Here is a 23,979-nt window from a genome sequence, read left to right as displayed (position 1 = left end):
GACGTTTTGCTGAAAAACAGAGTGGTGGCGCCAAAAGAAAAGGATACTCCGCAAAATCTCTGCCTTGATGCAGCATATGTGGGCAAGGAGGATACTGTACTCTCCAATGGCTTCATCCCCCACATCCGCCCACGAGGCGAAGAGAAAAAATTGATCGAAAGAGATCCTTCGTTCAAGGCACGGCGCTGGGTCGTTGAGTTAGCACATTCATGGTTCAACCGGTTTCGCAAATTGATACCACGATACGAGAAGACAGATCTCTCGTACATTGCACTCAACACATTGGCAGCCGCCATGATTGTCCTGAACAAGGTCATGATTATTTATAGATAATCACTAAGCCTTTTCAGGAGGGACGACTCATACTTTTTTTCGTTGCCAGACATGCTTTTTTAGCATAGCAATACGGCATGGAACTGCGTCATTACAGATACTTCCTAGCCGCGGCCGAGGAATTGAACATTACCAGGGCTTCCCGCCGACTGAACGTTTCCCAGCCGGCCATGAGCCGTCTGATCCGTGACCTGGAAGACGAACTCGGCACCCCTCTTTTCAGGCGGGAACGGTTCGGCCTCGCCCTGACTCCGGCCGGCGAGAAACTGCTGGTGTACGTCCACCAGATCCTCCACCTGAGCAACGAGGCGGCGCAAAGCATCCGGAACCAGCCCGATGCGCCCCCGCCACTGATCATCGGATTCATCACCTCCTCGCTGGGCTCCTTCTTTGGCTCCACCCTGAAGTCCTTCCGCGAATCGCACCCTCACTTCGTGGTCAGGATTCACGAACTTTCACCGGCCGACCAGTTGAAGGCGCTGGGCAAGAAGCAGATCGACATCGCCCTGATCGGCCATCCCAGTGGCGACGTCCATGACGAGTTCGCCACCAGGGTGTTGTTCGAGATGCGGCTGGAGGCGGTGCTGCCCTCCGGTCACCGGCTGGCCGGATGCAGGCAGATCAGCCTGAAGGAGTTGGCAGGGGACGATTTCATCGGCTACAGCGAGGCGAGCTTTCCCGGCAGGAACCAGACCATCATCGATGCCTGCCGGAGCGCGGGATTCAAGTCGCTCATGCGCCATCAGGTCAACAGCCTGTTCGAGGCGCTGGCAATGATATCCGCCGGCACCGGCGTCTGCCTGATGCCCGCCGATGCCGCCAGCCTGCCGCATCCGGATTCGGTCTTCAAACCGATCAGGGAGCGGCTCGCTCCCATACGGTTCACCGCCGCGTGGCGCCGGGCCGACGATCGGCCGGTCATCGGCCAGTTCCTCGATCACGTCTTGATCAGCCGGAACAGAGGCAGGTAAGCGCCAACGCTCCCACCGTCTTCATGCACCTCCGTCCGGCCCGGTCTTTTTCCGGCGTATCCCAAAAAAAGGATGAAACAACACCGAGGCTATGTCATAAATAAGAATCTTTTCCATCCAGCAGCAGGCGCAAGCAGGTCTATCTCAACGTATTTTCCGGGCAGGCTGGCAACGACCGGCCCGGTTGCACCTTGATGGTTGCCGAGTCCATGCGGACTTGGCGGTGAAAACCCACAATCAAAGGAGGCATGTACAATGAAAGACGACCAACGCAAACCCACCACCACGGACGCCGGCATTCCCGTGGCCAGCGACGAGTTTTCGCTGACCGTGGGGCCCGACGGCCCCATCCTGCTACAGGATTACTACCTGATCGAGCAGATGGCGAACTTCAACCGGGAGCGGATCCCGGAACGCCAACCCCATGCCAAGGGCGCCGGCGCCTTCGGTTACTTCGAGGTGACCAAGGACGTCAGCGCCTTCACCAAGGCGGCGGTGTTCCAGCCGGGCACCAAGACGGACACCCTGATCCGGTTTTCCACGGTGGCCGGCGAACGCGGCAGCCCAGACACCTGGCGCGACCCGCGCGGCTTTGCCCTGAAGTTCTACACGACCGAGGGCAACTACGACATGGTCGGCAACAACACGCCGGTGTTCTTCCTGCGTGACCCCATGAAATTCCAGCACTTCATCCGTTCGCAGAAACGCCGTGCCGACAACGGCCTGCGCGACAACGACATGCAGTGGGACTTCTGGACCCTCTCGCCCGAGTCGGCACACCAGGTCACCTGGCTGATGGGCGATCGGGGCATCCCCAAAACCTGGCGGCACATGAACGGCTACTCGAGCCACACCTACATGTGGGTCAATGCCAAGGGCGAGCGTTTCTGGGTGAAATACCATTTCAAGACCGACCAGGGCATCGAATGCCTCACCCAGCAAGAGGCCGACCGCCTGGCCGGCGTCGACTCCGATTGCCACCGGAGGGATCTGTTCGAGGCGATCAGGCGGGGCGAGTATCCCACCTGGACGCTGAGGGTGCAGATCATGCCCTTTGCCGAGGCCGAAACCTATAGGTTCAACCCCTTCGATCTCACCAAGGTCTGGCCGCACGAGGACTATCCCCTGCACGAGGTGGGGCGGCTGACCCTCAACCGCAACCCGACCGATTTCCACACCGAGATCGAGCAGGCCGCGTTTGAACCGAACAACCTGGTGCCGGGTATCGGCCCCAGCCCGGACAAGATGCTTTTGGCCCGCCTCTTCTCCTATGCCGACGCGCACCGCGCCCGTCTGGGCGTCAACTACAAGCAGATCCCGGTCAACCGGCCGAAATGCCCGGTGCACAGCTACAGCAAGGACGGCGCCATGCGGGTGGAGAATGTGTCCGACCCGGTCTACGCGCCCAATTCGAAGGGCGGCCCCAAGGCCGACGGCGAGCGCTATCCGCAGGTGGAGGTCTGGAAGGCCAGCGGCGACTTCGTCCGTGCCGCCTACACCCTGCGCAAGGATGACGACGACTTCGGCCAGGCCGGCACCCTGGTCCGCACGGTCATGGACGACGCCCAGAGGGACCGACTCGTCGCCAATGTGGTCGGCCATCTGAAAAATGGGGTCTCGGAGCCCGTCCTGCAGCGCGCCTTCGAATACTGGCGCAAGATCGACCAGAAAATCGGCGACCGGATCGCCAAGGGCGTCAAAGGCTGACGGCCCCGGTCAGGCGGACAATCGGGAAGTGCGGGCGATGCCGCCGCTTGGCCGGACCGGGGTTATGCTCCGGCCGGCCGGGCGGCGGGGCGCCTGACGCGCCTTGCGGGCGGCCTTCCTGATTTCGACCACGGGGGGTGTTGCCTCGGCGTAAAACGGCCAGCCCCGGCGTCCTCCGCTGACCGCGCGCCCCGGCGACCGCCTCCCTGTTCCGCGCCCCGATCAGACGGACATTCTGTGTGTGGAGGGCCATTGCATATTCCGACAAAACGCGGCTCGCGGCGCAACCGCCGCCCCTCTTGACCTCCGGGGGGCCGCCTGTTTTCCGGATTTTCGCCACTCTCCCCTGCATTTTTTATCAGGACCGTCTGCCACCGCTTTTGCCACCACTTCTCCGGAAAGGAAAAAACATGGACGCTGAAACAGACAGAAGCAGCGCGGCCGGCCCTTCCCCCTTTTCCTCCCCTGCCTTCGCGGTACTGTGGACCGCGACCGTCCTGTCCAACATCGGCACCTGGATGCACGATGTCGGCGCCAGCTGGCTGATGACATCGCTCTCGCCTGCCCCGCTCATGGTCGCCCTGGTGCAGGGCGCCACCGCCCTGCCGGTCTTTCTCTTCTCCCTGCCGGCCGGGGCGCTGGCCGACATCCTCGACCGCCGCCGCCTGCTGCTCGCCGTCCAGATCTTCATGGGCCTGGTGGCCGCCTGTCTGGGGTGCATCGTCCTGCTGGACCTGGTCAACGCCTGGAGCCTGCTGTTCTTCACCCTGCTCATGGGCACGGGCGCGGCCCTGACCGCCCCGGCCTGGCAGGCCATCGTTCCCAGTCTGGCGCCTCCCGGCTCCCTTCAGCGGGCCATCGCGGCCAACAGCGTCGGCGTCAACATCAGCCGCGCCATCGGCCCGGCCCTGGCCGGCCTCTTGATCACCGCCCTGGGCATCACCGTGCCCTTTTTCGCCAATGCCGTCAGTTTTCTCGCCGTGGTCGCCGCCCTCCTCTGGTGGCGGCCGCAGGCCGGCAAAGAACCGTCGCTGCCGCCGGAACACCTGCTCGGCGCCATGCTGGCCGGGCTGCGCTACGCCCGCCACAGCGCGCCCCTGAAGACGACCCTGATCCGCGCCGTCGCCTTTTTCCTGTTCGCCAACGCCTTCTGGTCCCTGCTGCCCCTGGTGGTGCGCCGCGTCCTGGGGGGCGGCGTCGGACTCTACGGCATTGTCCTGGGCTGCGTCGGCACGGGCGCGGTCCTGGGCGCCTTTGCCCTGCCCTGGTTGCGCGCCCGCATGGATGCGGACCGGCTGGTGCACCTGGGCACCTGCGGCACCGCCCTGGCCATGCTGGTCCTGGCCATGGTGAACAACCCGGCGGCGGCCTGCCTGGCCAGCCTTGTGGCCGGGACCTCCTGGATCGCGATCCTCACCTCGCTGGGCGTCTCCGCCCAGACGGCGCTGCCCGACTGGGTGCGGGCCCGCGGGCTGTCCATTTTCGTCACGGTCTTCTTCGGCTCCATGACCGCCGGCAGCCTCGTCTAGGGCCAGACGGCGGGCATGTTCGGCATCCAGGCGGCCCTGATCGCCGCGGCCCTGCTGGCCCTGCTCTTCATCCCGCTCAGTGCCCGCTGGAAACTGCAGCAGGGTCTCGCCCTGCAACTGGCGCCTTCCATGCACTGGCCGGAGCCGCTGGTCGACGGCGAGATCGACCAAGACCGGGGACCGGTGCTGGTGACCGTGGAATACCGTGTGGACCCCGAAAACGTGGCGGATTTTCTGAACGCCATGCGGGAACTGCATGCGGAGCGCCGCCATGACGGCGCCTATTCCTGGGGACTTTTTGAAGACGCGGCCCAGCCCGGCCGCTATATCGAATATTTCCTCGTCTCCTCCTGGCTGGAACACCTGCGCCAGCACGAGCGGGTGACGGTCAGCGGCCGGGAAGTACAACTCCGCATCCAGGCCCTGCAGAGCGGCGGGCGGATGCCCCTGGTCTCGCATCTCCTCGCCGCGGGCGGGCGTCGCATGCCGCCCCTGTCGGCACGTCCCGACGCTTCCGGAGGCGAACCGTAGGCAAGAAGGACATGCGCCGCAAGGACCGGCTGTTTTCCACGAAAAGAAACCCGCGCCTGCTGCGGGCCATGGCACGACCGGCGGCGCAGGTCCTGCGCCCGGGGTGGTCCCGCCGGCAACCGGAGAATCGCCGCCGGCCTCAACTCCTGTTCTGGTCGATGGTCACGGTGAAGTCTTCCAGCCGGACCAGGCCGTTCTTGCCCTCGCCCACCAGGAAGAAGGAAAAGGATTGGCGCGGTTTGGGGTTGTAGAAGGAAAATTCCACCCGGCCCTCGTCGCCGGCATGGAGGACGGGGAAGTTGTCGAAGGGAATCTCGTGGCTGTCGGCGTCCCACTCCTTGATCAGCAAGTTGAGGTTGATCCCCCTGGCCGGGGCCTTGACCGCCTTGACCCGCACCGAGACGTGCACGGTCGATTCGGCGGGGAAATCGAGATACTGCGCCCCGACCAGGTTCTCGGACCACTCGCTGCCGACCTTGTCGGGCAGTTTGCGCATTTCGCCGCTGGCGAACTGCAACACCTTCGGTCCCGGATGCGCCAGCAGCTTGTTGTCCAGGGTCCGGGCAATGGGGAAAATCCGGGCGCCCTCCCCCTTTCTGTCGCGGCGGAAATCCTCGGGCGGCTCGCCGAGGATGCTGGCGGCCCTGCCCACCCGGCAACTGCCGTTGTCGGTGCATTCGTAGCGCAGGGTGCCGCCGGTCAGCCAGCGCAGCTTGGAGGCGGTGAACGACACCATGTCCCGCGGCCGGTCGTAGTCGCGGAAAAAGCTGCGGCCGATCACCGAGGGCGGGGCGGCCAGCCCCAGGTAATCGAGAATCGAGACGGTGATGTCGACCAGGCCGTAGCCGCCCGCCTTGAGCCGCGGCAACTGCCGCTGCTCCGGTGCCAGCACGATGCCCAGCCCCCAACTGCTGATCCAGTCCGCAAGGTCGGAACCGTGCGACTCGTCGGAGGTGACGATCACCAGTGTGTCCTTGAGCACGCCGTCGCGGCGCAGGCCGTCGATGAACCGGGCCACCGTCCGGTCGAGTTCGGCCACGCTGGCGATCTTGCGCGACGGATACTGCTCGGCGGCCTCGTCGGTCACCCCGTAGGGCTGATGGGTCCCCACGGTGAGCAGGGTCAGCATCCAAGGGGCGCGCTTCTTGCGCAGGCCGCTGATGTACTGGCGGGCGCCCCGGAAGAAGACCTCGTCGATCGCGCCCCATTCGAAAGGGAAGGGATTGGCTTCGGTGAACCACTCGCTGCCGTGGACCCGCTGAAAACCGATGGTCTCCATGACCTTGTCCTTGGCCATGAACTGGAGGCCGGAGGCCTGGAGAAAATGGGTGGACCAGCCGTTGGCCGCCAGTTGCGCCGGCAGGCATTCCCCGGCCCGGGACGGATTCTGGAGCAGTTCGAAGGCCTTGGGCGTGTCGTAGGAGAGCTTGCTGTAGTCGCCGCACAGCAGCGAATAGAGGCCGCGGATGGTCTGGTGGCTGTGGACGACGAAATCGGGGATGAGCATCCCCTCGGCCGTGCTCCGGCTCAGGTTGTCCATGGTCAGCTCGTCGGTCTCGACCGCCATGGCTTTGCGCATCTCGGGGTGATAGAGGCCGGTGATGCCCTCGAGGACGACGATGAGCACGTTTTTGGCCCGCCCCTTGCCGGCGATCAGGGCGTTGCCTTCCAGATCGAGCCGGCGGAGCCCCTCGGGCAGCGCCGCCTCGGTTATCGGGCCCGGTTCCCGGTACAGCACCGACGACAGGGCGTCTTCCACGAACCAGTGCAGGCCGTTGTACCGGGCGGCGACGGGCTGTTCGTCGTACCGGCGGCTGACCAGGCCCTGGGCCACGAGCAGACAGAGCGCCGCCGCCATGCCCGGCATGAGCATCTTGTTGCCCCGGCGGGGAGCGGGCCTGACCGCGACCGCGAGCGATGCGGCCAGCAGCAGGCCGACCAGCCAGGGGGCGGAGAGGTTGAAACCGGCGATGCTGGCGCTGACAAAGTCGAGATCGGTCAGATAGCGCAGATCGTGCCAGGTCGGCAGCCGCTGCAGGGCGGCGAACAACTCGATGGCCGCCGCCTGGAACACCGCCCAGATCACGACCAGCGCCACCCGCAGCCAGGGGGGGCTGCACCGGGCGACGGCGAAGAGGAGAACGGCGGCGGCGACGTCGGAAAGCAGGCCGATGGGTTCGGTCAGGCCGTTTTCCCAGAGGCGGCCGGCCACCGGCAGGCAACAGACCGTCGCCAGGGCAATGGAGGAAAGCGCATGTATTTTGGTCAACGAGGAAGCGATCATACGGAACGTTGCGAAAAAACGGCCGACACGGGCCAGGGGAAGGTTGACGCACCGGCGGCGGGGGCCGCGCCTCCGCCGGCAAGCGGCGAACGGGCGTTCATACGGATGTATACACGCCGGCGGAGGCAATGCAAAGCAAAAGCGGCGGACCGGCGTCGATCGGCGGGGGCGGCGGCGCTCACGTATCGGGGTATTTCTCGACAAAGGTTTTTTCCGAAGCCGCGGTGCCGATCATCAGCAGCTCGTCGTCCGCCGCCAGCGTCTCGGTGGGATCTGGGTTGATGCGCTGGCTCCCCTCCCGGAAGATGGCGATCACGCTGCAGCCGGTGCTCTCGCGGATGCCGCTGGTGAGCAGGTCCTTGCCGACCAGCGGCTGCGGCATCCTGCAACGGAAGATGTTGAGGCCCTCGGTGAGCATCAGCACCCGGTCGGGGGTGAGGATGTTGATGATGGTGTTGGCGGCCATGGAGGCGTGCGACATCACCAGGTCGGCGCCGGCGGCGTGGAGGAGATTGATGTTGCGGTCCAGAGTCGCCCGGCTGATGATCTGGATGTCCGGCCGCAGGCGGCGGCAATAGATGGTGAGGTAAATGTTGACGTCGTCGTTGTGGGTGGTGATGAACACCGAGGGCGCGGTCTCGATGCCGGCCTTGATCAGGATCTGGTGGTCGGCGGCGCTGCCGACGATGTAGTTCTCTTCCTCCTCGCTGATCCGGGGATTCTTCTCGACGATGCGCCAGGCCATCCCCTGTTCCCGCAGGGTGCCCACCGCGGCCTTGCCCACGCGGCCGCCGCCCAGGATGAGCGCCGGTGCCGAGGCCGGCGTCTCGGTTTCGCCGATATAGGCGCCATAGGTGGCCAGTTGCGCCTCCGAACCCGCCAGCACCAGCACCGTGCTCGACTCGATTACCGTATCCGGGCGGGGCAGGGTGAAATGCCCCCGGTTCCACAGGCCGACAATGGTGATGCCGGTGGCCGGGCGCAGGCCGAGCCGGCGGATCGACTTGCCCACCAGATGGGTCCGCATGGCCGGGGCCTCGGCGATGACCAGATCCTCGAAGCGGCCGATGACGTTGGCATGGGTGCGCGCCCCCAGGGTGCGCCGGGCCAGCGACCGGCCCAGCATGTTCATGAACTGGAAGACGTGGCTGCACCCCGCCAGGGCGAGGATGTCCACCGAGTCGTCCAGGTCGGCGTTGGCGACGATGGGCACGCGGGGCGCGATTTCCCGCACCGTGTAGACGATGCTGGTGTTCTTCATGTCGTCGTTGAGGGCCACCACCAGGGCCGCCCGCTCGACATGCGCCCGCCGGTAGGTTTCCGAGTCGTCGAGTTCGCCCACCAGCACCTTGTAGCCCTGATCGACCAGATCGAGCGCCTGCTGCATCTCGGAGGCGAGCAGGACGTACTCGTGGCCGTATTGCTTGAGCCGCTGCACCAGGGCGATGGCGATGGGGTCGTAGCAGGTGATGATGACGTGGTTGCCGATCTCGGCCGGCAGATCCCGGGGAACCCGCGACTTGTTCTGGGCCTCCAGCCAGGGGGCGTAAAAAAACTGGATAAAGGTGAAGGGCAGCATCACCAGGAGGAAAATGATCCCGGACAAGAGCACCACTATGGAGAACAGCTTGCCCAGATCGCTGTGGAAGGTGATGTCGCCGAACCCCAGGGTCGACATCACGGTCAGGGTCCAGTACAGGCCGGTGATGGCGGAAAAATCGCGGCCTTCGTGGGCCATGATCACATGAAAGAGGTAGCTGTAGATCACCACCATCACGAGCAGGAACAGGGCGAATTCGGCGAGCGAGCGGATGTTGCGGCGCGCTCTTCTGTCCTGCAGGAGAAAGACGAGCTGGGAGGGAAGGTATTTCATGCCTGCCGAGGTTGAACCGGTTCGGGTTGATGGACAGGCGGAACGCACGTGGGCCCGTCCCGCGATGCCCGCGGTCCGGACGGCGGCGGCGCTGGCCGCCGGCCGGAGCGCCGTGGGGTGCAACCACAGTATGAAAAGTTCCGGAAGACGTCAAGGCCGCACAGGCCACGAGGGCGCGGCGGCGGGAAAATGCCTGCCGGGCGGCCCGACCGCCCGGACGGATGCCGTGAGAACAGGCCGGGCCGAACCATGGGACCTTTTCTTGATGCGGTCGAAAGAATTTATGGTAATACATGAAGACCAGCCGCCCGGAGCCCGCCACTCCCCGCAGCGGCGGCCGGCGCCTCGTTTCCAACCGAACCAGCCGCTTTCATGAACAAGGAGTACCGCATGCGCCATTTTCATAATATTCTCTACGCCAGCACCGGCCTCAGTGACGATATCGAGGGGCTCAAACAGGCGCTCAGCCTGTGCCGGACCAACGAGGCCCCCCTGACCATCCTGCTCGTCTACACGGAACTGCCGGAGAGTCAGGAGGGGTACCGGGAAAAATTCCGGGAATTCATGCAGCAGCAGGCGGAGATCGCCGTACGGGCGGCCCGGGACGCCCTCTCCCTGGACGAGGGAACGGTTCCGGTCAGGATCGAGGTGGCGGGCGACCATGCGCCGCAGGCGATCGGCATGATCCGCCATGTCCTGCGGGAAGGCCACGACCTCCTGATCAAGGAGGCGGAATCCCAGGAGGAGCCCAAGGGGTTCAAGGCCCTGGACATGACCCTGCTGCGCAAGTGCCCCTGCCCGGTGTGGCTGGCGCGCCCGATCTCGCACCCGCACCGGGAGATCCGGGTCGCCGTGGCCATCAATCCCGAGAGCCGCGATCAGGCCGAGCACGACCTCTCCCTGCGGATGCTCGCCCTGGCCCGCTCCCTGGCCGACACCTGCAGCGGCGAGCTGGACATCGTCTCGTGCTGGGACTTCGAGTTCGAACGCTACCTGCGCCGCAGCTACCAGGCGAACATCCCGGACAAGAACATCCAGGGCGCCGTGGACTATGCCCAATCCTCCCACCACGCCGGGCTGAAGGGGTTGATCCACGAGGCCGGCATCGACGGCGGCATCATGCATGTCCACCGGTTGAAGGGGCGGGCGGAGGAACGCATTCCGGCCTTTGCCCGGGGCAAAGCGGTGGACATCCTGGTCATGGGCTCGGTGGCCAGAACCGGCATCAAGGGATTCATCATGGGCAACACCGCCGAAAACATCATGAAGGAGTTGTCCTGCGCCCTGGTGGCCCTGAAACCGAACGGGTTCGTGTCGCCGGTGAAGGCTTACTGATCCCGGTACCGGCCGGGGCGGGATTGCGGGGCCTACCAGCTCTCCCGGTGGATGCGCTCCGGCCTGCTTCTGTCGGCGGCCTTAAACGGGCCGGTCGGCCAGCCCACCGGAATCAGGGCGAACGGATGGACGTGCTCGGGGATGGCCAGGAGCCGGCGGAATCCGGCCATGCGCTCCTCGACCGGATAGACGCCCACCCAGACCGTGCCCAGGCCGAGATCGCGCGCCGCCAGCAGGGCGTTCTGGGCGGCGGCGCTGCAATCCTGGACCCAGAATTCCGGCCAGGGCGTGCCGGTGGGATCGCCGCAGATGAGGATCGCCGCCGGCGCGGTGCGCATCATGGCGCTGTAGGGATGAAAGTCGGGGATGCGGGCGAGTTTCGCCCTGTCCGTGACCACGACGAAATGCCAGGGCTGCTGGTTGCCCGCCGACGGGGCCAGCATGGCGGCCTCGATGATCGCCCGGATGTGTTCGTCGGCGACCGGACGGTCCCGGAATTGGCGCACGCTTCGCCGGGTGGCGAGGACTTCGATGAGTTCCATGGTGTCTCCTGTGAGGGACCGCCGAAACCGACCCGACGGCAGCGGCGACCACCGGGTCGATTCAACGATTCAATGTCAGTATCAATACCGGCCGGCCTCGATCGGTTCCTCGCCGGCGATGCGGGCCAGACGAAGGCGGTACCGCTCCAGTTCGGATCGGCGCTGCCGCTCGTCCATATGCGCCGGTCCGTAGACGATCTGCGGGGCCAGGACATCAAAACCGACGAATTGCAGCATGCCGCGATGAATGGGCCTGAGGATGCCGAGCATGTCGCCGTTGAACCCGCCCGGCAGACCATGCGCTTTTCGGATACGTTTTCCCGCGAACCGGAACGGCACGGCGGCCCCGGCGGACCGCCGTGCCCGGCCTCAGCGGATAAAATTCATCCATACCTTGCTTTCCGGCGCAGGCGGGGCGATCGCGCCCTTGCCGTGTTCGACCAGCTTCATCAGCCAGGCCATGTTCCGGCCCAGGGTGCGCATGATCTGCATGCCTTCCTCGTCCTTGGTCACCTCGCCCGGCCGCGCCCCGTGGATCACGTGCCAGTAGTTGGAGGTCGGAAGCAGCATCTCGGAATAACAGAGGAAGTTGTTCAACTGGTTGAAGGCGGGCAGGCCGCCGGAACGGCGCACCGCCACCACGGCGGCGCCGACCTTGTGCCGCAGCATGCTGCCGTTGCAGCCGGTGACGTAAAAGGCCCGGTCGAGGAACGATTTCATGGTGCCGGCAACGGCCGAATAGTGAACCGGCGAGCCCAGGAGGATGCCGTCGGCGCCCTTCATCAGCTGAATCCACTCGTTGACCGGGTCCTCGGTCTGGATGCACTGCTCGTTTCTCTTCTTGAAGCACTGGCCGCAGGCCAGGCAGCCCCGCACCGCCTTGTTGCCGACGTGGACGATCTCGGTGGCGATGCCTTCCTTCTCCAGCTCGTCGGTCACCATCGTGAGCGCGTGCCAGGTGTTGCCCTTTGCATTGGGACTGCCGTTGAATGCGACGACTTTCATGTCCTTTCTCCTTGGGTATGAGTGATGTTGTTCTTCCCTTCCGCCATCGTGTCGCCTATAATGCGCCATAGGTTGCGCCACGTCAATAACGTACTTTTCTGGAACGTAGTATCTATGAGTGAACGTAGTACCAAAACGGGAACACTGCCGGCGCGGGCGGCAAGCCCCTCGGGCCAGGCGGGCAAAGGCATTCTGGTGTACCGGGACAAGGCCTACACCTGCGGCATCGACGTCACCCTGGCCGTGGTCGGCGGCAAGTGGAAGGCCTCCATCCTCTGGCACCTGGCCCAGACAACCATGCGTTTTTCCGAGCTCCAGCGTCAGTTCTCGGAGACAACCCGCAAGATGCTCACCCAGCAGTTGCGCGAGCTGGAGGCGGACGGCCTGGTGCACCGCGAGGTCTACCCACAGGTGCCGCCCAAGGTGGAGTATTCGCTGACCGCCAAGGGGCGGAGCCTCACCCCTGTCCTGGAAATGATGTGCGATTGGGGGCAGGACTATCTCCGCTCCTGAAGTATCCGCCGCCGGTCTCTGAGCCGGGACCAATTCCGGGAAGAGATGAACGGCGGGCGGCCGCCGGCCGACGATTCCCCGGCCCGCCACCACCGTCTCCTTTCGTCCACACGGGCCCACGCCCGAGCGCCCTCCAGCCATGCCTCCCCCTGGGACCGCAGTGAACGCCTGGCGGCACAATTTTTATCCATTGGAATTTCTTATATTTTCCCCATGCATTCCCGACAAGCCGTTTGCGCCCCGGAGAACCGCGACCATTTTTTACGCGGACGTGGTAAAATAATTGCAGTACATCGCATACCCCCGGACCTGCGCCACAGGCAGGTTTTTCGGACAACCGCTTCTCCCACCGACAAGGACCGGCCATGGCTACCCCCACCCCTTCCCACGCCGCTTTCCACGGCCTCACCCCCGAGCGGATCCTGGAGGCGGTCGAGACGGCGCTGGGCACCGCCTGCACCAATCTCTGCCGGACCTGCAACAGCTACATCAACCGGGTCTACGAACTGGAGAGCACCGCGGGGGACGGGCTGATCGCCAAATTCTACCGGCCGGGACGGTGGTCCCTGCGGGCGCTCCGGGATGAACACGATTTCCTGCGGGAACTGGCGGCCGAGGAGATTCCGGTGATCGCGCCGCTGCCCCTGCGGCAGGGCGGCACCATCGGCCAGTGCGGCGCCATCTTCTTTGCCGTGTTTCCGCGCCGGGGCGGCCGGGCCGTCGACGAATTCAACGACGAACAGTGGCTGGCCGTCGGCCGGCTGCTCGGCCGGATGCACATGGTGGGGGCGCGGCAGACGGCGCCGCACCGGTTCCGCCTGGACCCGACGGTCACCACCGCGGCCCAGGTGGCGTATATCCGCGACAGCGGCCTGATTCCGGCGGATTTGCTCGAACCCTACACCCGGGCCGCCGCCCGGCTCATCGCCGCCGTCACCCCGCTGTTTGCCGGTCTCGACACCATCCGCATCCATGGCGACTGCCACACCGGCAACCTGGTGTACCGTCCCGACAGCTCCTTTTTCCTGATCGATTTCGACGACATGGTCGTCGGCCCGCCGGTGCAGGACTTCTGGATGCTCCTGCCGGGGCGTCTGGCGGACGCCTTTGTCGAAACCGACCTGCTCATCGAGGGGTACGAAACCTTCCGGCCCTTCGACCGGACCACGCTCCGCCTGATCGAACCCCTGCGCGCCATGCGCTTCATCCACTACTCGGCCTGGTGCGCCCATCAGGTCGTCGAGGACGGGGCCACCGCCGTGGTGCCGGATTTCGGTTCACGCACCTACTGGCAGGTCGAGATCGACGATCTCCACGACCAGTTGGAACGGATCGGCAAGGGCGGCCGACCGTTCGGCAACCTGCGGGAATAGGACCGCGCCGGCGCGAAAACCGGCCGGTACGGTTGGCTGAAAAGACTTTCGCAAACGGCTGCGGTCCGGTACATTTCGACCGGCTGGTCCCGACCGTGTCCCACGGCCGCCGGAACAACGAACCACCCGCCCGCGCCCGACGCCGCCCGCAGCGACGACACCGGACGCAGACGTAATGCATCAGCAACTCATCATCTTCAAGGAGTACGAACCATGAAAAAAATGTGCGTCTTTGCCGCCTACGCCGTTGCCGCCCTGGCCCTGGCCGGTTGCGGCGCGGCCACCATCGCCCCCAACTACCAGTCGACCAATCCGGACCTGATGCGCATCGGCGGCGACACCCCCGGCCAGAAAGAGCCGGAAATCATCAATATGGGGTCTTATTGCCTCCAGGTGATGGACAAGTGGAAGGCCGACGGCAAGACGCCGGACGGCCAGATGATCTGGACCAAGGACAGTTTCCGCACCGCCGTGCCCTGCCGTTAAGGCCGCACCGGAACCGAACCGGACACACGACGGGTTGCCGTGCCGACGCCGACGAAACGGCAACCCGCCCCCATCCTCCACGTCCTTCACCCGAAGCGGCGGCAGACGGCCCTTCCGGCCGGTAGCCGCCAACGATCTTCGCCCGGAGGTGCCCCATGCGCCTGTCGCCCCTGCTCACCGATCTCTACGAACTGACCATGCTGGCCGGCTATCTCGAAGAGGGGATGGCCGACAAACAGGCGGTGTTCGATCTCTACTTCCGCGCCAATCCCTTTGCCGGCGGCTATGCGGTGTTCGCCGGCCTGGAGCCGGCGCTGGCCTGCCTGGAGCACTTGCGCTTTTCCGCGGACGAAATCGATTATCTCCGCGGCCTGGGCCTCTTCAAGCCCAGATTTCTCGATTTTCTCCGGGACTTCCGCTTCCGGGGCACGGTGGTGGCGCCCCCCGAGGGCACGGTGGTTTTCGCCAACGATCCCCTGCTCACCGTCTCGGGTCCGCTGGCCGAGGTCCAGTTGGTGGAGACCGTGCTGCTCAATCTGATCAACTTCCAGACCCTGGTGGCCACCAAGGCGGCCCGCATCTGCCACGCCGCCGGCGACGGCGAGGTGATCGAATTCGGCCTGCGCCGCGCCCAAGGGCCGGACGGCGGCCTCTCCGCCTCCCGTGCCGCCTGTATCGGCGGGGCCACGGGCACCAGCAACGTCCTGGCCGGCATGCGCTTCGATCTGCCGGTGCGCGGCACCCACGCCCACAGCTGGGTCCAGTCCTTTGCCGACGAACTGACCGCCTTCCGCGCCTATGCCGCCGCCTTTCCCGACAGTTCGGTGCTGCTGGTCGACACCTACGACACCCTCGCCAGCGGCGTGCCCAACGCCATCACCGTGGCCGGCGAGTTGCACGCGCGCGGCCACAGCCTGCGCGGCATCCGGCTCGATTCCGGCGACCTGGCCTACCTTTCCCGCGAGGCCCGGCGCATGCTGGACGCGGCCGGTTTTCCCGAGGTGCGCATCCTCGCCTCCAACGAACTCGACGAACTGGTGATCGATTCCATCCGCAACGAGGGCGGCCGCATCGACATCTACGGCGTCGGCACCAAGCTGGCCACCGCGGCCGGCCCCGGCGGCGTGGCCCTGGGCGGGGTCTACAAGCTGGTGGCCATCGACGGCCAACCGAAAATGAAGATCACCAGCGACATGGCCAAGGCCACCTTGCCGGGCAGCAAGCGACTGCTGCGCGCCGTCGATCCGGATGGCGGCTTCGTCCAGGACGTGATCTGCCTGGACGACGACACCGTTGCCGCCGGGGACACGGTCTTCGATCCGGTCAACCCCCTGCAGCGGACCACCCTGCCCGCACACGTCCGGCTGGTCGACCTGCGCCGGCCGGTAATGGCGGATGGCCGCCGCCTGCTCGACCCGGAACCGCTCGACCGGATGGCCGAGCGCTGCCGCCATCAGCTGGCGCTCCTGCCCCAGGGCTGCCGCCGCTTCGTCAATCCGCACCGCTACAAGGTGTCGATCTCGGCCCGCCTGAAGGAGCTGCGCTGCGCCCTGATCCAGGCCACGCACGCGGGGAGGCACGACGCATGAACGGCCCGGCCCTGATCCTGGTGGACGTGCAGAACGATTTCTGCCCCGGCGGCACCCTGGCCGTGCCCGACGGCGACCGGGTGGTGGCCCCGCTCAACCGGGCGGCCGCCGCCTTTGCCGCCGCCGGTCTGCCGGTGCTGGCCAGCCGGGACTGGCATCCGCCGCACACCGCCCACTTTCAGGCGTATGGCGGTCTGTGGCCGGTGCACTGCGTCCAGGGCAGCGCCGGTGCCGACTTCCATCCGGACCTGCAACTGCCCGCCGGCACCCTCCTGTTATCCAAAGGGATCGACGAGCGCCTGGACGGCTACTCCGCCTTCGACGGCATCACCGCAGCGGGCGCGACCCTGGCGGAGGTGCTCGCGGCACAGGGGGTCGATCATCTGGTCATCGGCGGCCTGGCCACCGATTACTGCGTGCGGGCCACGGCACTCGACGCCCGCGAACGCGGCCTGGCGGTGACGGTGCTCATCGACGCCGTCGCCGGCGTGGACCTGCAACCGGGCGACAGCGACCGCGCCCTCGCAGCCATGCACCGGGCCGGGACGCGCCTGTGCACCACCGACGAGGTTGTCGCCGAATTGGCCCGTCGGGGAACAGCGACGTAAGGAGCGCATCATGCCCGCCATTGTCATCACCCCCACCCTGGCCATCGACAGCGATGAGATCGAGTTGACCGGCATCCGCGCCCAGGGCGCGGGCGGCCAGAACGTCAACAAGGTGGCCAGTGCGGTACATCTGCGCTTCGATATCCGCGCCTCCAGCCTGCCCGAAGCGGTCAAGCAGCGGCTGCTGGCCCGCCGCGACCAGCGGCTGACCGAGGACGGGGTCCTGGTGCTCAAGGCCCAGGAATTCCGCAGCCTGGAGAAAAACCGGCAAGCGGCCCTGGAGCGGCTGGCCGAAATCATCCGCACGGCCGCGACCCCGCGCAAGCGGCGGCGGCCCACCCAGCCGTCCCCGGCGGCCCGACAGCGGCGACGGGAGGCCAAGGCCCGCCAATCCCGGCTCAAGGCCCTGCGCCGCACACCCGAATGATGGTCATGCAGGAGCCCAACCCCGAACTCGGCCTTGCCCGCGCCTTTGTCGAGGAAACCGACTGCACTGTCTTTCTGACCGGCAAGGCGGGCACCGGCAAGACCACCTTCCTCCACCGGCTCAGGGAGCAGACCCACAAACGGCTGGTGGTCACCGCCCCCACCGGGGTGGCGGCGATCAATGCCGGCGGCGTCACCCTCCACTCCTTTTTCCAGCTTCCCTTCGGCCCCCTGGTCCCCGGCGCCGCCCTGCGCAACGACCGGCACCGGGTCGGCCGGGACAAGCGCAACCTCATGCAAAGCCTCGACCTGCTGGTCATCGACGAGATCAGCATGGTCCGGGCCGATCTGCTCGACGGGGTCGACGCGGTGCTCCGACGCTACCGGCGCTCGGAGCAGCCGTTCGGCGGCGTGCAGGTGCTGATGATCGGCGATCTCCACCAGTTGCCGCCGGTGGTCAAGGACACGGAGTGGCAGGTCCTGCGGCCCCATTACGGTTCGCCCTACTTCTTCAGCAGCCTCGCCCTGCAGCGGCTCGACCTGGTGGCGATCGAACTCAGGCGGATCTACCGCCAGTCGGACCGGCGCTTCATCGACCTGCTGGGCAAGGTGCGCGACAACCGCCTCGACGCCGCCGGCCTGGCGGCGCTCAACGCCCGCTATCGCCCCGACTATGCGCCCGAGGAAGGCGTCATCACCCTCTGCACCCACAACCGCCATGCCGACGCCATCAACTCGGCCAGGCTCGCCGCCCTGTCCGGCGATGTCCGCCGGTTCGAGGCCGGAATCGAGGGCAGCTTCCCGGAATACGCCTATCCCACCGCCGCCGGCCTGGAGCTGAAAACAGGCGCCCAGGTGATGTTCGTGCGCAACGACGCCTCGCCCGAGAAACGGTTCTTCAACGGCAAGATCGGCACCGTCGCCGGAATGGGACGGCACAGCGTCCGGGTGGTCTGTCCGGGCGAAACCGAGCCCATCGAGGTCGGGCCGGTGCGCTGGGAGAACATCGACTACGCGGTCGATGCCGAGACCGCCGAGATCACGCCCACGGTGGTCGGCAGTTTCGAGCAGGTCCCGCTCAAGCCGGCCTGGGCGATCACCATCCACAAAAGCCAGGGGCTGACCTTCGACCGGGTGGTGATCGACGCCCAGGCCGCCTTTGCCCACGGCCAGGTCTATGTGGGCTTGAGCCGCTGCCGCAGCTTCGAGGGGCTGGTGCTCAGCTCGCCGCTGGCCGCCCGGACGGTGGCGGCCGACCCGGCGGTCCACGACTTCGTCAGCCGGACCGCGTCCCACCCCCCGACCGAAACCGATCTCGCCGCCGCCAGGATTCGCTACCAGCAGGGACTGCTGCTCGCCTGCTTCGATTTCCGGAACCTGTCCAGGCTGTTGGGCCGCCTGGCCGGCTTGCTCCGGGACAATGCCGGCATCGTGCAGGTCAACGCCGCGGCCGACCCGTTCACGGTCCGGCAGCAGGCGCAGGAGGCCATCTGCGCCGTGGGCGACCGGTTCCGGCTCCAGTTGCAGTCGCTGTTCGCGCCGCACCGCGAACCGGCCGCCGATCCGGTCGTCCGGGAACGGCTGGCCAAGGCCGGCGTCTATTTCCGGGACCGGTTCGCCGCCGTGCTCCAACCCTGCCTTGAGACGCTGGAAATCGCATCGGACAACAAGGAGGTGCGCAAGCGGATCGCGGAAACCGTCGAGCTGGTTCGGCGGGAATGCGCAATCAAGCTGGCGGTGGTGGCGGCCTGCGGCGAGGAGTTCTCGCCCGGCCGGTATCTCCGCGCCTTGTCGGTCGCGGCCATGGAAAAAGAGAAACGGCCGGCTCCAGCCGCCGACGCGCTCTTCACCGAAGCCGACGTCGGCCATCCCGTCCTGTTCCGCACCCTGCGCCAGTGGCGCAACGACACGGCCGCGGCCGCGGGCGTTGCCCCCTACCTGGTCCTGCACCAGAAAACGCTCATCCAGATCGCCGTCCATCTGCCGGACAGCGTCAAGGCCCTGCAGACCATCAAGGGCATCGGCAAACGGCTGGCCGAGCGGTACGGCAAGGAGATCGTGGCCATGGTGACCGACTACCGCAGGGAGCACGGCATCGAAACGGTCACCCTGCCCACCCCGGCCGCCATCGGTCCGACCGGCGCACCGAAGCCAGCGGGACAGCGGTCCGACACCAAGGCCGTCAGCCTGGAAATGCTCCAGGCGGGCCACTCCATCCCGGAGATCGCCGCCCAGCGCGGCCTCACCCTCCAGACCGTCGAGGGGCATCTGGCCCATTTCGTCAAGAACGGGACCTTGGCCATCGACGGCCTGCTCGCCCCGGACCGGTTGCGCGAACTGGAAACCACCATCGCCTCGCTGCCCACCGGTTCCCTCAAGGCGCTGAAGGCCGCCCTCGGCGACGGCTACTCCTTCGGCGAGATCAACCTGGCCCTGGCCCACCTCCATTCGCAAACCAACCGGTAGGGTTCCGCTTGCGCCCTGCCGGACATCCGGCCGCTTCGATACAAAGAAGCGACAAAGCCTTGACGCGCGCGACACGGTCACGTAAAAATCCGCCGAGGATATCCCCGGCCGCTTCCACCGGGTGCGGGAAGCGTTGCCCGGCCCGCACTCCCTTGCCGTCCCGTTCCATGATGCCATGAGCCCACCCCGGTCTATCTTTCCCGTCTCCATCCTGATCGCCGGTCTGCTGGCCGTGCTCGTCCCGCCTTCCGTACCGCTGGCCGCCGAGAACGACGCCAGCCCGCTGCTCTTCTACCACAACGCCGACGGCAGCTTCCTTCAAGTCACTCTCGGCCTCGATCTCGCCTTCTTCAGTCAGGACAACGCCTGGTACGGCAACGACAGGGGCATCCTCGGCGGGCACACGGTCGGTTCCTGGTGGGAATCGCTCGTCCGCCCCGGCCTGGAAGGCCGCCACGTGCTGCCCAACACCCAGAGCCTGTACGCCAGGATCGATGCGGTCCAGGCCAACACCTTCGGCGGCATCGACGCCGACGCCACCACCGCCGGCATGGGCGACGTCAGTTGGCTGGGCATCGACAAGGCCTATGCCGGCTGGCGCTCGGGCACCCTGTTCGGCGGTCTGGACCGCGATTTCCTCGACCTCTCCTTCGGCCGCCAGATCTATGCCACCGGCACTGGGTTCCTCTTCTCCAGCGAGGGCGGCGCCGGATTCCGGCGGGCGGCCTGGTATCTCGGCGGCCGCAAGAGCGCCGATTACGCCGCCATCGCCCGGATGCAAAGCGGTGCCTGGGCCGGCGATCTGTTCTATTTCGAGAACAACAGCGTCTTCCCCAACAACACCTGGGCCGGCGGCGGCACCCTGGCCTACGCCCCCGCGCCGGCGGTCAACCTCGGCGGCAGCCTCGCCGCCATCGAATCCGACCTGCCCAGCCGCGACGGCATGCGGGTGACCAACCTGCGCGGCAGCGTCAGACCCTTCGCCCTGGGCAACGGCCCCGCGGTCCTGCATCCGCTCACCCTCGACGGCGAGTTCGTCCGCGAGCACCGCGACAACGGCCTGGACGCCGGCTTCGGCTGGTACCTGGCCGCCGGTTACCGGTGGAGCACCCTGCCCTGGGAGCCCGAGCTGACCTACCGCTACGCCAGTTTCGACGAAGACTACGACGTCCTGTTCTACGGCGCCACCGACTGGGGTTCCTGGTTCCAGGGCGAGATCACCGGCGAGTACGACCTGTTCAACACCAACCTCGACGCCCACATGCTCCGGCTCAAGATACGGCCGACGGAGCCCCTGACGCTCAACCTGTTCTACTACCGCTTCAGCCTCCACGATCCGCGCTTTTTCGGAGTGCGAAGCGATCACTATGTCGACGAGTGGAACCTGATCGCCGACTGGACCGTGGGCCGCCACCTGACCCTCAGCCTGGTGGGCGCCCTGGCCGTTCCCGGCGACGGCGCCACGGCCCGCTTCGGCGGCGACGACAACTGGACCGCCACCATGGTCATGGCCACGGTGCGGTATTAGAACGGTCGGCCGGATGACGGCCTGGCCCGATCGTCCGGCCCAGCCGGCACCGGCCGTCGGAGCCGGCACGGCGGCAAGGAATACCGCCACCAGGTGCCGCGCCCATGGTCCCCGAACGCGTATCCGCAAACCAGCTTCGCCCGGTTGGCCGGGCAAGCGCAACGACCGAGGAGAATGCCATGCATGTTCTGGCCATCAACGGCAGCCCGAGAAAAAAGTGGAACACCGCCACCCTGCTGACCAAGGCGCTCGACGGGGCCGCCGGGCGGGGGGCGACAACGGAGCTGGTGCATCTCTACGACCTCGCCTACAAGGGCTGCACCAGTTGCTTTGCCTGCAAGATGATCGATGGGCCGAGCAACGGCCGCTGCGCCATGCAGGATGAACTGCGGCCGGTGCTGGAACGGATCGAGACCACGGTCGACGCGCTCATCCTGGGATCGCCGATCTATTTCGGCCAGATGACCGGCGAGATGCGCTCCTTTCTGGAACGGCTGCTGTTCCCGCCGCTGATCTACAGCCAGCCGCCGCGCTCGATCTTTCCCCGGACGATCCGGACCGCCGTCGTCTACACCATGAACGTCGACGAGGAGCGGTGCGCGCAGATGGGCTACCCGGCGATGTTCGACGCCACCGAGGCCGCGCTCTCCCGGGCCTTCGGCTTCGAGACCGAGACCCTGTGCAGCTTCGATACCTACCAGTTCCCCGACTACGGCAAGGTGATCATGGAATACATGGATCCGGCCAAGAAAGCGGCGCGGCGGGCCGAAGTCTTTCCCGAGGACTGCCGGCGGGCGTTCACGCTGGGAGAACGGCTGGCGGCCAAGGACTGACCGCGACCGTCCTGCCGCCGGTCTCCGTCCCGGCGATCCCCACGGACATCCGCGGCGACACCGTTGCTTTTCCGATCTTTTCCGGCTATGGTGCGGCCGCGTTTTTTGCCGGGCGGCAGCCCCGGGCCGTCTCTGTCCGGCCGTTGACCGCTCCGGCCGCCCGGCCCCCGGCATCACCGATGGGTGCGAATCCCCTGCCCGGCAGGGATGGAAGGACTTTTGGATATACGAACGATCATTCTGACGCTGGCCTTCGGCAACCTTGTCTTCGGCGTGGTGCTCATCCTGCTGCAGACGCGGCGGGAGCACCGCCTGCGCAACGATTTCTGGACCGCGGCCAAATTCCTGCAGGGCCTGGGCTGGCTGCTGCTCGCCGGGCGCGACACCATCGCCGACGTCCTCAGCTACACTCTGGGCGACTTCTGTCTGCTCGCCGGTTTCGCCTACGAATGCTGGGCGATTTTCCGGATCTCGAATCGGCCGGTTCCTCCCATCCTGCAAGGGGCCAGCCTCATCTACGCGTTGCTGGGCGTCCTTTTGGCCACACCGCTTGCGGCCAGCGGCCGGCTGGCCGTTTCCACCCTGCTGTCCGTGCCGATTCTGGCGCTGGCGGCCTGGGCGATGCTGCGGGGCGGCTCGCGGAGTTCCCCCCTGCGGGCCTTCATGGGCTGGAGCATCGGCCTGCTGGCCCTGACCGCCGGCATCCGCGGGTTCATGGCCCTCGCCACCGCCGATGAATTCATCCTCTTTTCCCGAAATCCCATTCAGTTCGTCAGCTTCGCCATCCTGTTCTACCTGATGCTGGCCAACGGCATCAGCATGCTGGTGCTGTCCAAGGAACAGACCGACCAGCGCTTGCAGGAGGCCATGCAGGAACAGAAGGCCATCCTCGACGCCCTGCCGACCGGGCTCTGCATCCTCCGCGACCGGGTGATCGTCCAATGCAACCCGGCCATGGAAGCCATGTTCGGCTTTCTCCCCGGAACCCTGCCGGGCCGGTCGGTGCGCTGCCTGTACGAGAACGAGGAGATGTTCGAGGCGTTCGGCCGGGTGATCTACGCCGAAATCGAGGCGACCGGCCGGTTCGAGGGCGAGGTGCTCTACCGGCGCCACAACGGCGAACGGTTCTGGGCCAAGGACCACGGCCAGACCATCGTGTTCGGCGACCATCGCCCCGAAACCTACACCGTGTTCTCGGTCATCGACATTTCCGAGCAGAAAAGGCAGCAGGAGCTGCTGACCCGCCGGAACGAGGAGGTCGAGGCGAGCCTGGCCCGGATCAAGCGGCTCGAGGGCATCATCTCCATCTGCATGTACTGCAAGAAAATCCGCACCGAAGAGGATGCCTGGGAACAGTTGGAAAAGTACATCACCGCGCACAGCGACGCCCGTTTCAGCCACGGCATCTGCCCCGACTGCTACAGCCGGTCCCTGCGGGAGCAGATCTGAGCGGATGCGGTGGCCGCTTACGACGCGCCTCTTCGCCTGTCCCCATCACCTTGCAGGATCACAACCATGACCAGCGAACTCGTTACGGCGATCATCGGTCAGATGGCGATCGATCCCCGCGGACGGCACGGCCTCTCCCACTGGGCCAGGGTGTATGAAAATGGGCTGCGGCTGGCTGCCGAAACCGGTGCCGACCGCCAGGTCGTCGAACTGTTCGCCCTGTTTCACGACAGCCGCAGGCTCACCGACCAGGCCGACCACGACCACGGCCCCCGGGGCACCCTGCTCGCCGAGCGCTATCATCGCGACGGTCTCCTGCGCCTGGACGAACAGCCGCTCCGCCTCCTGCTCACCGCCTGCCGCCTGCACACCGCCGCCCGCACCCACGACGACCCCACGGTGCGGACCTGTTTCGATGCCGACCGGCTCGATCTGGCCCGCATCGGCGCAACCGTGGACCCGGCCTTCCTCTGCACCGAGGCCGCCAGGAACCCGCAGCTCATCGCCTGGGCGAGCGAGCGCAGCCGCGCCGGCACCGTCCCGGACAACCTCCTCGGCCGGGCTTTGCAATCACTGCCCGCACCCGCGCCCTGAACCG

The 23,979-nt window shown here is 66.3% G+C and carries 20 protein-coding genes and 1 pseudogene; 16 read left to right on the top strand and 5 right to left on the bottom strand.

Features of this window, described 5'->3' with window-relative positions; translation table 11 throughout:
* The 4 genes and pseudogenes from Q362_RS20530 to Q362_RS20520 all read left to right on the top strand — a co-directional run.
* Window positions 1-333: transposase (locus Q362_RS20530; protein ID WP_028317152.1), on the top strand; the 333-nt coding region annotated here is incomplete at its 5' end.
* A gap of 77 nt (window positions 334-410) precedes the next feature.
* Window positions 411-1,304 carry a LysR family transcriptional regulator gene (locus Q362_RS20525; RefSeq protein WP_084312674.1) on the top strand — a complete coding sequence of 298 codons (894 nt, stop codon included), beginning with the start codon at window positions 411-413 and terminating at the stop codon, window positions 1,302-1,304.
* 255 nt (window positions 1,305-1,559) lie between these two features.
* Complete coding sequence (locus tag Q362_RS0112635; RefSeq protein ID WP_028318991.1) at window positions 1,560-3,011, top strand: catalase; 1,452 nt, start codon at window positions 1,560-1,562, stop codon at window positions 3,009-3,011.
* Between the two features lie 410 nt (window positions 3,012-3,421).
* A pseudogene (locus tag Q362_RS20520) lies at window positions 3,422-5,071 on the top strand (MFS transporter).
* Window positions 5,072-5,210: 139 nt separating this feature from the next.
* Here Q362_RS20520 and Q362_RS20515 read toward each other — a convergent pair.
* Window positions 5,211-7,340 carry an LTA synthase family protein gene (locus tag Q362_RS20515; protein WP_245590222.1) on the bottom strand — a complete coding sequence of 710 codons (2,130 nt, stop codon included), beginning with the start codon at window positions 7,338-7,340 and terminating at the stop codon, window positions 5,211-5,213.
* Between the two features lie 193 nt (window positions 7,341-7,533).
* On the bottom strand, window positions 7,534-9,228 hold the full coding sequence (locus Q362_RS0112620; protein ID WP_028318990.1) for a potassium channel family protein: 1,695 nt from the start codon (window positions 9,226-9,228) through the stop codon (window positions 7,534-7,536).
* A gap of 390 nt (window positions 9,229-9,618) precedes the next feature.
* Between Q362_RS0112620 and Q362_RS0112615 the strand changes: the two genes are divergently transcribed.
* Entirely contained in the window at window positions 9,619-10,563 is a 945-nt protein-coding gene (locus Q362_RS0112615) for a universal stress protein (RefSeq protein WP_028318989.1), read from the top strand.
* Between the two features lie 32 nt (window positions 10,564-10,595).
* Here the strand turns inward: Q362_RS0112615 and Q362_RS0112610 are convergent, their stop codons facing one another.
* The 3 genes from Q362_RS0112610 to Q362_RS0112600 all read right to left on the bottom strand — a co-directional run bounded on the left by Q362_RS0112610 (window position 10,596) and on the right by Q362_RS0112600 (window position 12,110).
* A complete protein-coding gene (locus Q362_RS0112610; protein ID WP_028318988.1) occupies window positions 10,596-11,105 on the bottom strand; it encodes a nitroreductase family protein in 510 nt (169 codons plus the stop codon).
* A gap of 81 nt (window positions 11,106-11,186) precedes the next feature.
* Window positions 11,187-11,375 carry an NADPH-dependent FMN reductase family protein gene (locus Q362_RS24280; RefSeq protein ID WP_211248489.1) on the bottom strand — a complete coding sequence of 63 codons (189 nt, stop codon included), beginning with the start codon at window positions 11,373-11,375 and terminating at the stop codon, window positions 11,187-11,189.
* A 99-nt stretch (window positions 11,376-11,474) separates the two neighbouring features.
* Window positions 11,475-12,110 (bottom strand): flavodoxin family protein, encoded by a 636-nt coding sequence (locus tag Q362_RS0112600; protein WP_028318986.1) that lies wholly within the window; start codon window positions 12,108-12,110, stop codon window positions 11,475-11,477.
* Between the two features lie 114 nt (window positions 12,111-12,224).
* On the opposite strand from Q362_RS0112600, the gene Q362_RS0112595 reads away from it, so the two are divergent.
* From Q362_RS0112595 to Q362_RS20505, 11 genes are all read left to right on the top strand, one after another.
* Window positions 12,225-12,623 (top strand): winged helix-turn-helix transcriptional regulator, encoded by a 399-nt coding sequence (locus Q362_RS0112595; RefSeq protein WP_084312672.1) that lies wholly within the window; start codon window positions 12,225-12,227, stop codon window positions 12,621-12,623.
* 365 nt (window positions 12,624-12,988) lie between these two features.
* The gene (locus tag Q362_RS0112590; protein ID WP_028318984.1) at window positions 12,989-13,996 is read left to right on the top strand and encodes a serine/threonine protein kinase; all 1,008 of its coding nucleotides are present in this window, start codon (window positions 12,989-12,991) and stop codon (window positions 13,994-13,996) included.
* 213 nt (window positions 13,997-14,209) lie between these two features.
* A complete protein-coding gene (locus Q362_RS0112585; RefSeq protein WP_028318983.1) occupies window positions 14,210-14,482 on the top strand; it encodes a hypothetical protein in 273 nt (90 codons plus the stop codon).
* Between the two features lie 155 nt (window positions 14,483-14,637).
* Window positions 14,638-16,071, top strand: a complete 1,434-nt coding sequence (locus Q362_RS0112580; protein ID WP_028318982.1) for a nicotinate phosphoribosyltransferase — start codon at window positions 14,638-14,640, stop codon at window positions 16,069-16,071.
* Window positions 16,068-16,679 (top strand): bifunctional nicotinamidase/pyrazinamidase, encoded by a 612-nt coding sequence (pncA, locus tag Q362_RS0112575; RefSeq protein WP_028318981.1) that lies wholly within the window; start codon window positions 16,068-16,070, stop codon window positions 16,677-16,679. Before Q362_RS0112580 ends, pncA begins: the two co-directional genes overlap by 4 nt.
* A 10-nt stretch (window positions 16,680-16,689) precedes the next feature.
* Window positions 16,690-17,106: an alternative ribosome rescue aminoacyl-tRNA hydrolase ArfB gene (gene arfB, locus Q362_RS0112570; protein ID WP_028318980.1), complete on the top strand. Its 417-nt coding sequence runs from the start codon at window positions 16,690-16,692 to the stop codon at window positions 17,104-17,106.
* A complete protein-coding gene (locus Q362_RS0112565) occupies window positions 17,103-19,571 on the top strand; it encodes a helix-turn-helix domain-containing protein (RefSeq protein ID WP_245590221.1) in 2,469 nt (822 codons plus the stop codon). The genes arfB and Q362_RS0112565 overlap by 4 nt, the downstream gene beginning before the upstream one ends.
* Before the next feature lie 175 nt (window positions 19,572-19,746).
* Window positions 19,747-21,099, top strand: coding sequence for an alginate export family protein (locus Q362_RS0112560; RefSeq protein WP_028318978.1), 1,353 nt, complete (start codon window positions 19,747-19,749; stop codon window positions 21,097-21,099).
* Window positions 21,100-21,278: 179 nt separating this feature from the next.
* Window positions 21,279-21,932: a flavodoxin family protein gene (locus Q362_RS0112555; RefSeq protein WP_028318977.1), complete on the top strand. Its 654-nt coding sequence runs from the start codon at window positions 21,279-21,281 to the stop codon at window positions 21,930-21,932.
* A 219-nt stretch (window positions 21,933-22,151) separates the two neighbouring features.
* Window positions 22,152-23,381, top strand: coding sequence for a PAS domain-containing protein (locus tag Q362_RS22305; protein ID WP_028318976.1), 1,230 nt, complete (start codon window positions 22,152-22,154; stop codon window positions 23,379-23,381).
* A 66-nt stretch (window positions 23,382-23,447) separates the two neighbouring features.
* Window positions 23,448-23,975, top strand: a complete 528-nt coding sequence (locus Q362_RS20505; protein WP_051554253.1) for an HD domain-containing protein — start codon at window positions 23,448-23,450, stop codon at window positions 23,973-23,975.
* Window positions 23,976-23,979: the final 4 nt, after the last annotated feature.

This window comes from Desulfobulbus elongatus DSM 2908, assembly GCF_000621145.1.
Lineage (GTDB): Bacteria > Desulfobacterota > Desulfobulbia > Desulfobulbales > Desulfobulbaceae > Desulfobulbus > Desulfobulbus elongatus.
Note: the sequence above shows the minus strand (reverse complement) of the source record. Positions and strands in the feature narration are given on the sequence as shown.

Excerpts from the sequence above, each read along its gene's own strand:
- Q362_RS20525 (WP_084312674.1), top strand. The coding sequence starts at position 411 with ATGGAACTGCGTCATTACAGATACTTCCTAGCCGCGGCCGAGGAATTG.
- Q362_RS0112635 (WP_028318991.1), top strand. The coding sequence starts at position 1,560 with ATGAAAGACGACCAACGCAAACCCACCACCACGGACGCCGGCATTCCC.
- Q362_RS0112620 (WP_028318990.1), bottom strand. The coding sequence starts at position 9,228 with ATGAAATACCTTCCCTCCCAGCTCGTCTTTCTCCTGCAGGACAGAAGA.
- Q362_RS0112615 (WP_028318989.1), top strand. The coding sequence starts at position 9,619 with ATGCGCCATTTTCATAATATTCTCTACGCCAGCACCGGCCTCAGTGAC.
- Q362_RS0112610 (WP_028318988.1), bottom strand. The coding sequence starts at position 11,105 with ATGGAACTCATCGAAGTCCTCGCCACCCGGCGAAGCGTGCGCCAATTC.
- Q362_RS24280 (WP_211248489.1), bottom strand. The coding sequence starts at position 11,375 with ATGCTCGGCATCCTCAGGCCCATTCATCGCGGCATGCTGCAATTCGTC.
- Q362_RS0112600 (WP_028318986.1), bottom strand. The coding sequence starts at position 12,110 with ATGAAAGTCGTCGCATTCAACGGCAGTCCCAATGCAAAGGGCAACACC.
- Q362_RS0112595 (WP_084312672.1), top strand. The coding sequence starts at position 12,225 with ATGAGTGAACGTAGTACCAAAACGGGAACACTGCCGGCGCGGGCGGCA.
- Q362_RS0112590 (WP_028318984.1), top strand. The coding sequence starts at position 12,989 with ATGGCTACCCCCACCCCTTCCCACGCCGCTTTCCACGGCCTCACCCCC.
- Q362_RS0112585 (WP_028318983.1), top strand. The coding sequence starts at position 14,210 with ATGAAAAAAATGTGCGTCTTTGCCGCCTACGCCGTTGCCGCCCTGGCC.
- Q362_RS0112580 (WP_028318982.1), top strand. The coding sequence starts at position 14,638 with ATGCGCCTGTCGCCCCTGCTCACCGATCTCTACGAACTGACCATGCTG.
- pncA (WP_028318981.1), top strand. The coding sequence starts at position 16,068 with ATGAACGGCCCGGCCCTGATCCTGGTGGACGTGCAGAACGATTTCTGC.
- arfB (WP_028318980.1), top strand. The coding sequence starts at position 16,690 with ATGCCCGCCATTGTCATCACCCCCACCCTGGCCATCGACAGCGATGAG.
- Q362_RS0112565 (WP_245590221.1), top strand. The coding sequence starts at position 17,103 with ATGATGGTCATGCAGGAGCCCAACCCCGAACTCGGCCTTGCCCGCGCC.
- Q362_RS0112560 (WP_028318978.1), top strand. The coding sequence starts at position 19,747 with ATGAGCCCACCCCGGTCTATCTTTCCCGTCTCCATCCTGATCGCCGGT.
- Q362_RS0112555 (WP_028318977.1), top strand. The coding sequence starts at position 21,279 with ATGCATGTTCTGGCCATCAACGGCAGCCCGAGAAAAAAGTGGAACACC.
- Q362_RS20505 (WP_051554253.1), top strand. The coding sequence starts at position 23,448 with ATGACCAGCGAACTCGTTACGGCGATCATCGGTCAGATGGCGATCGAT.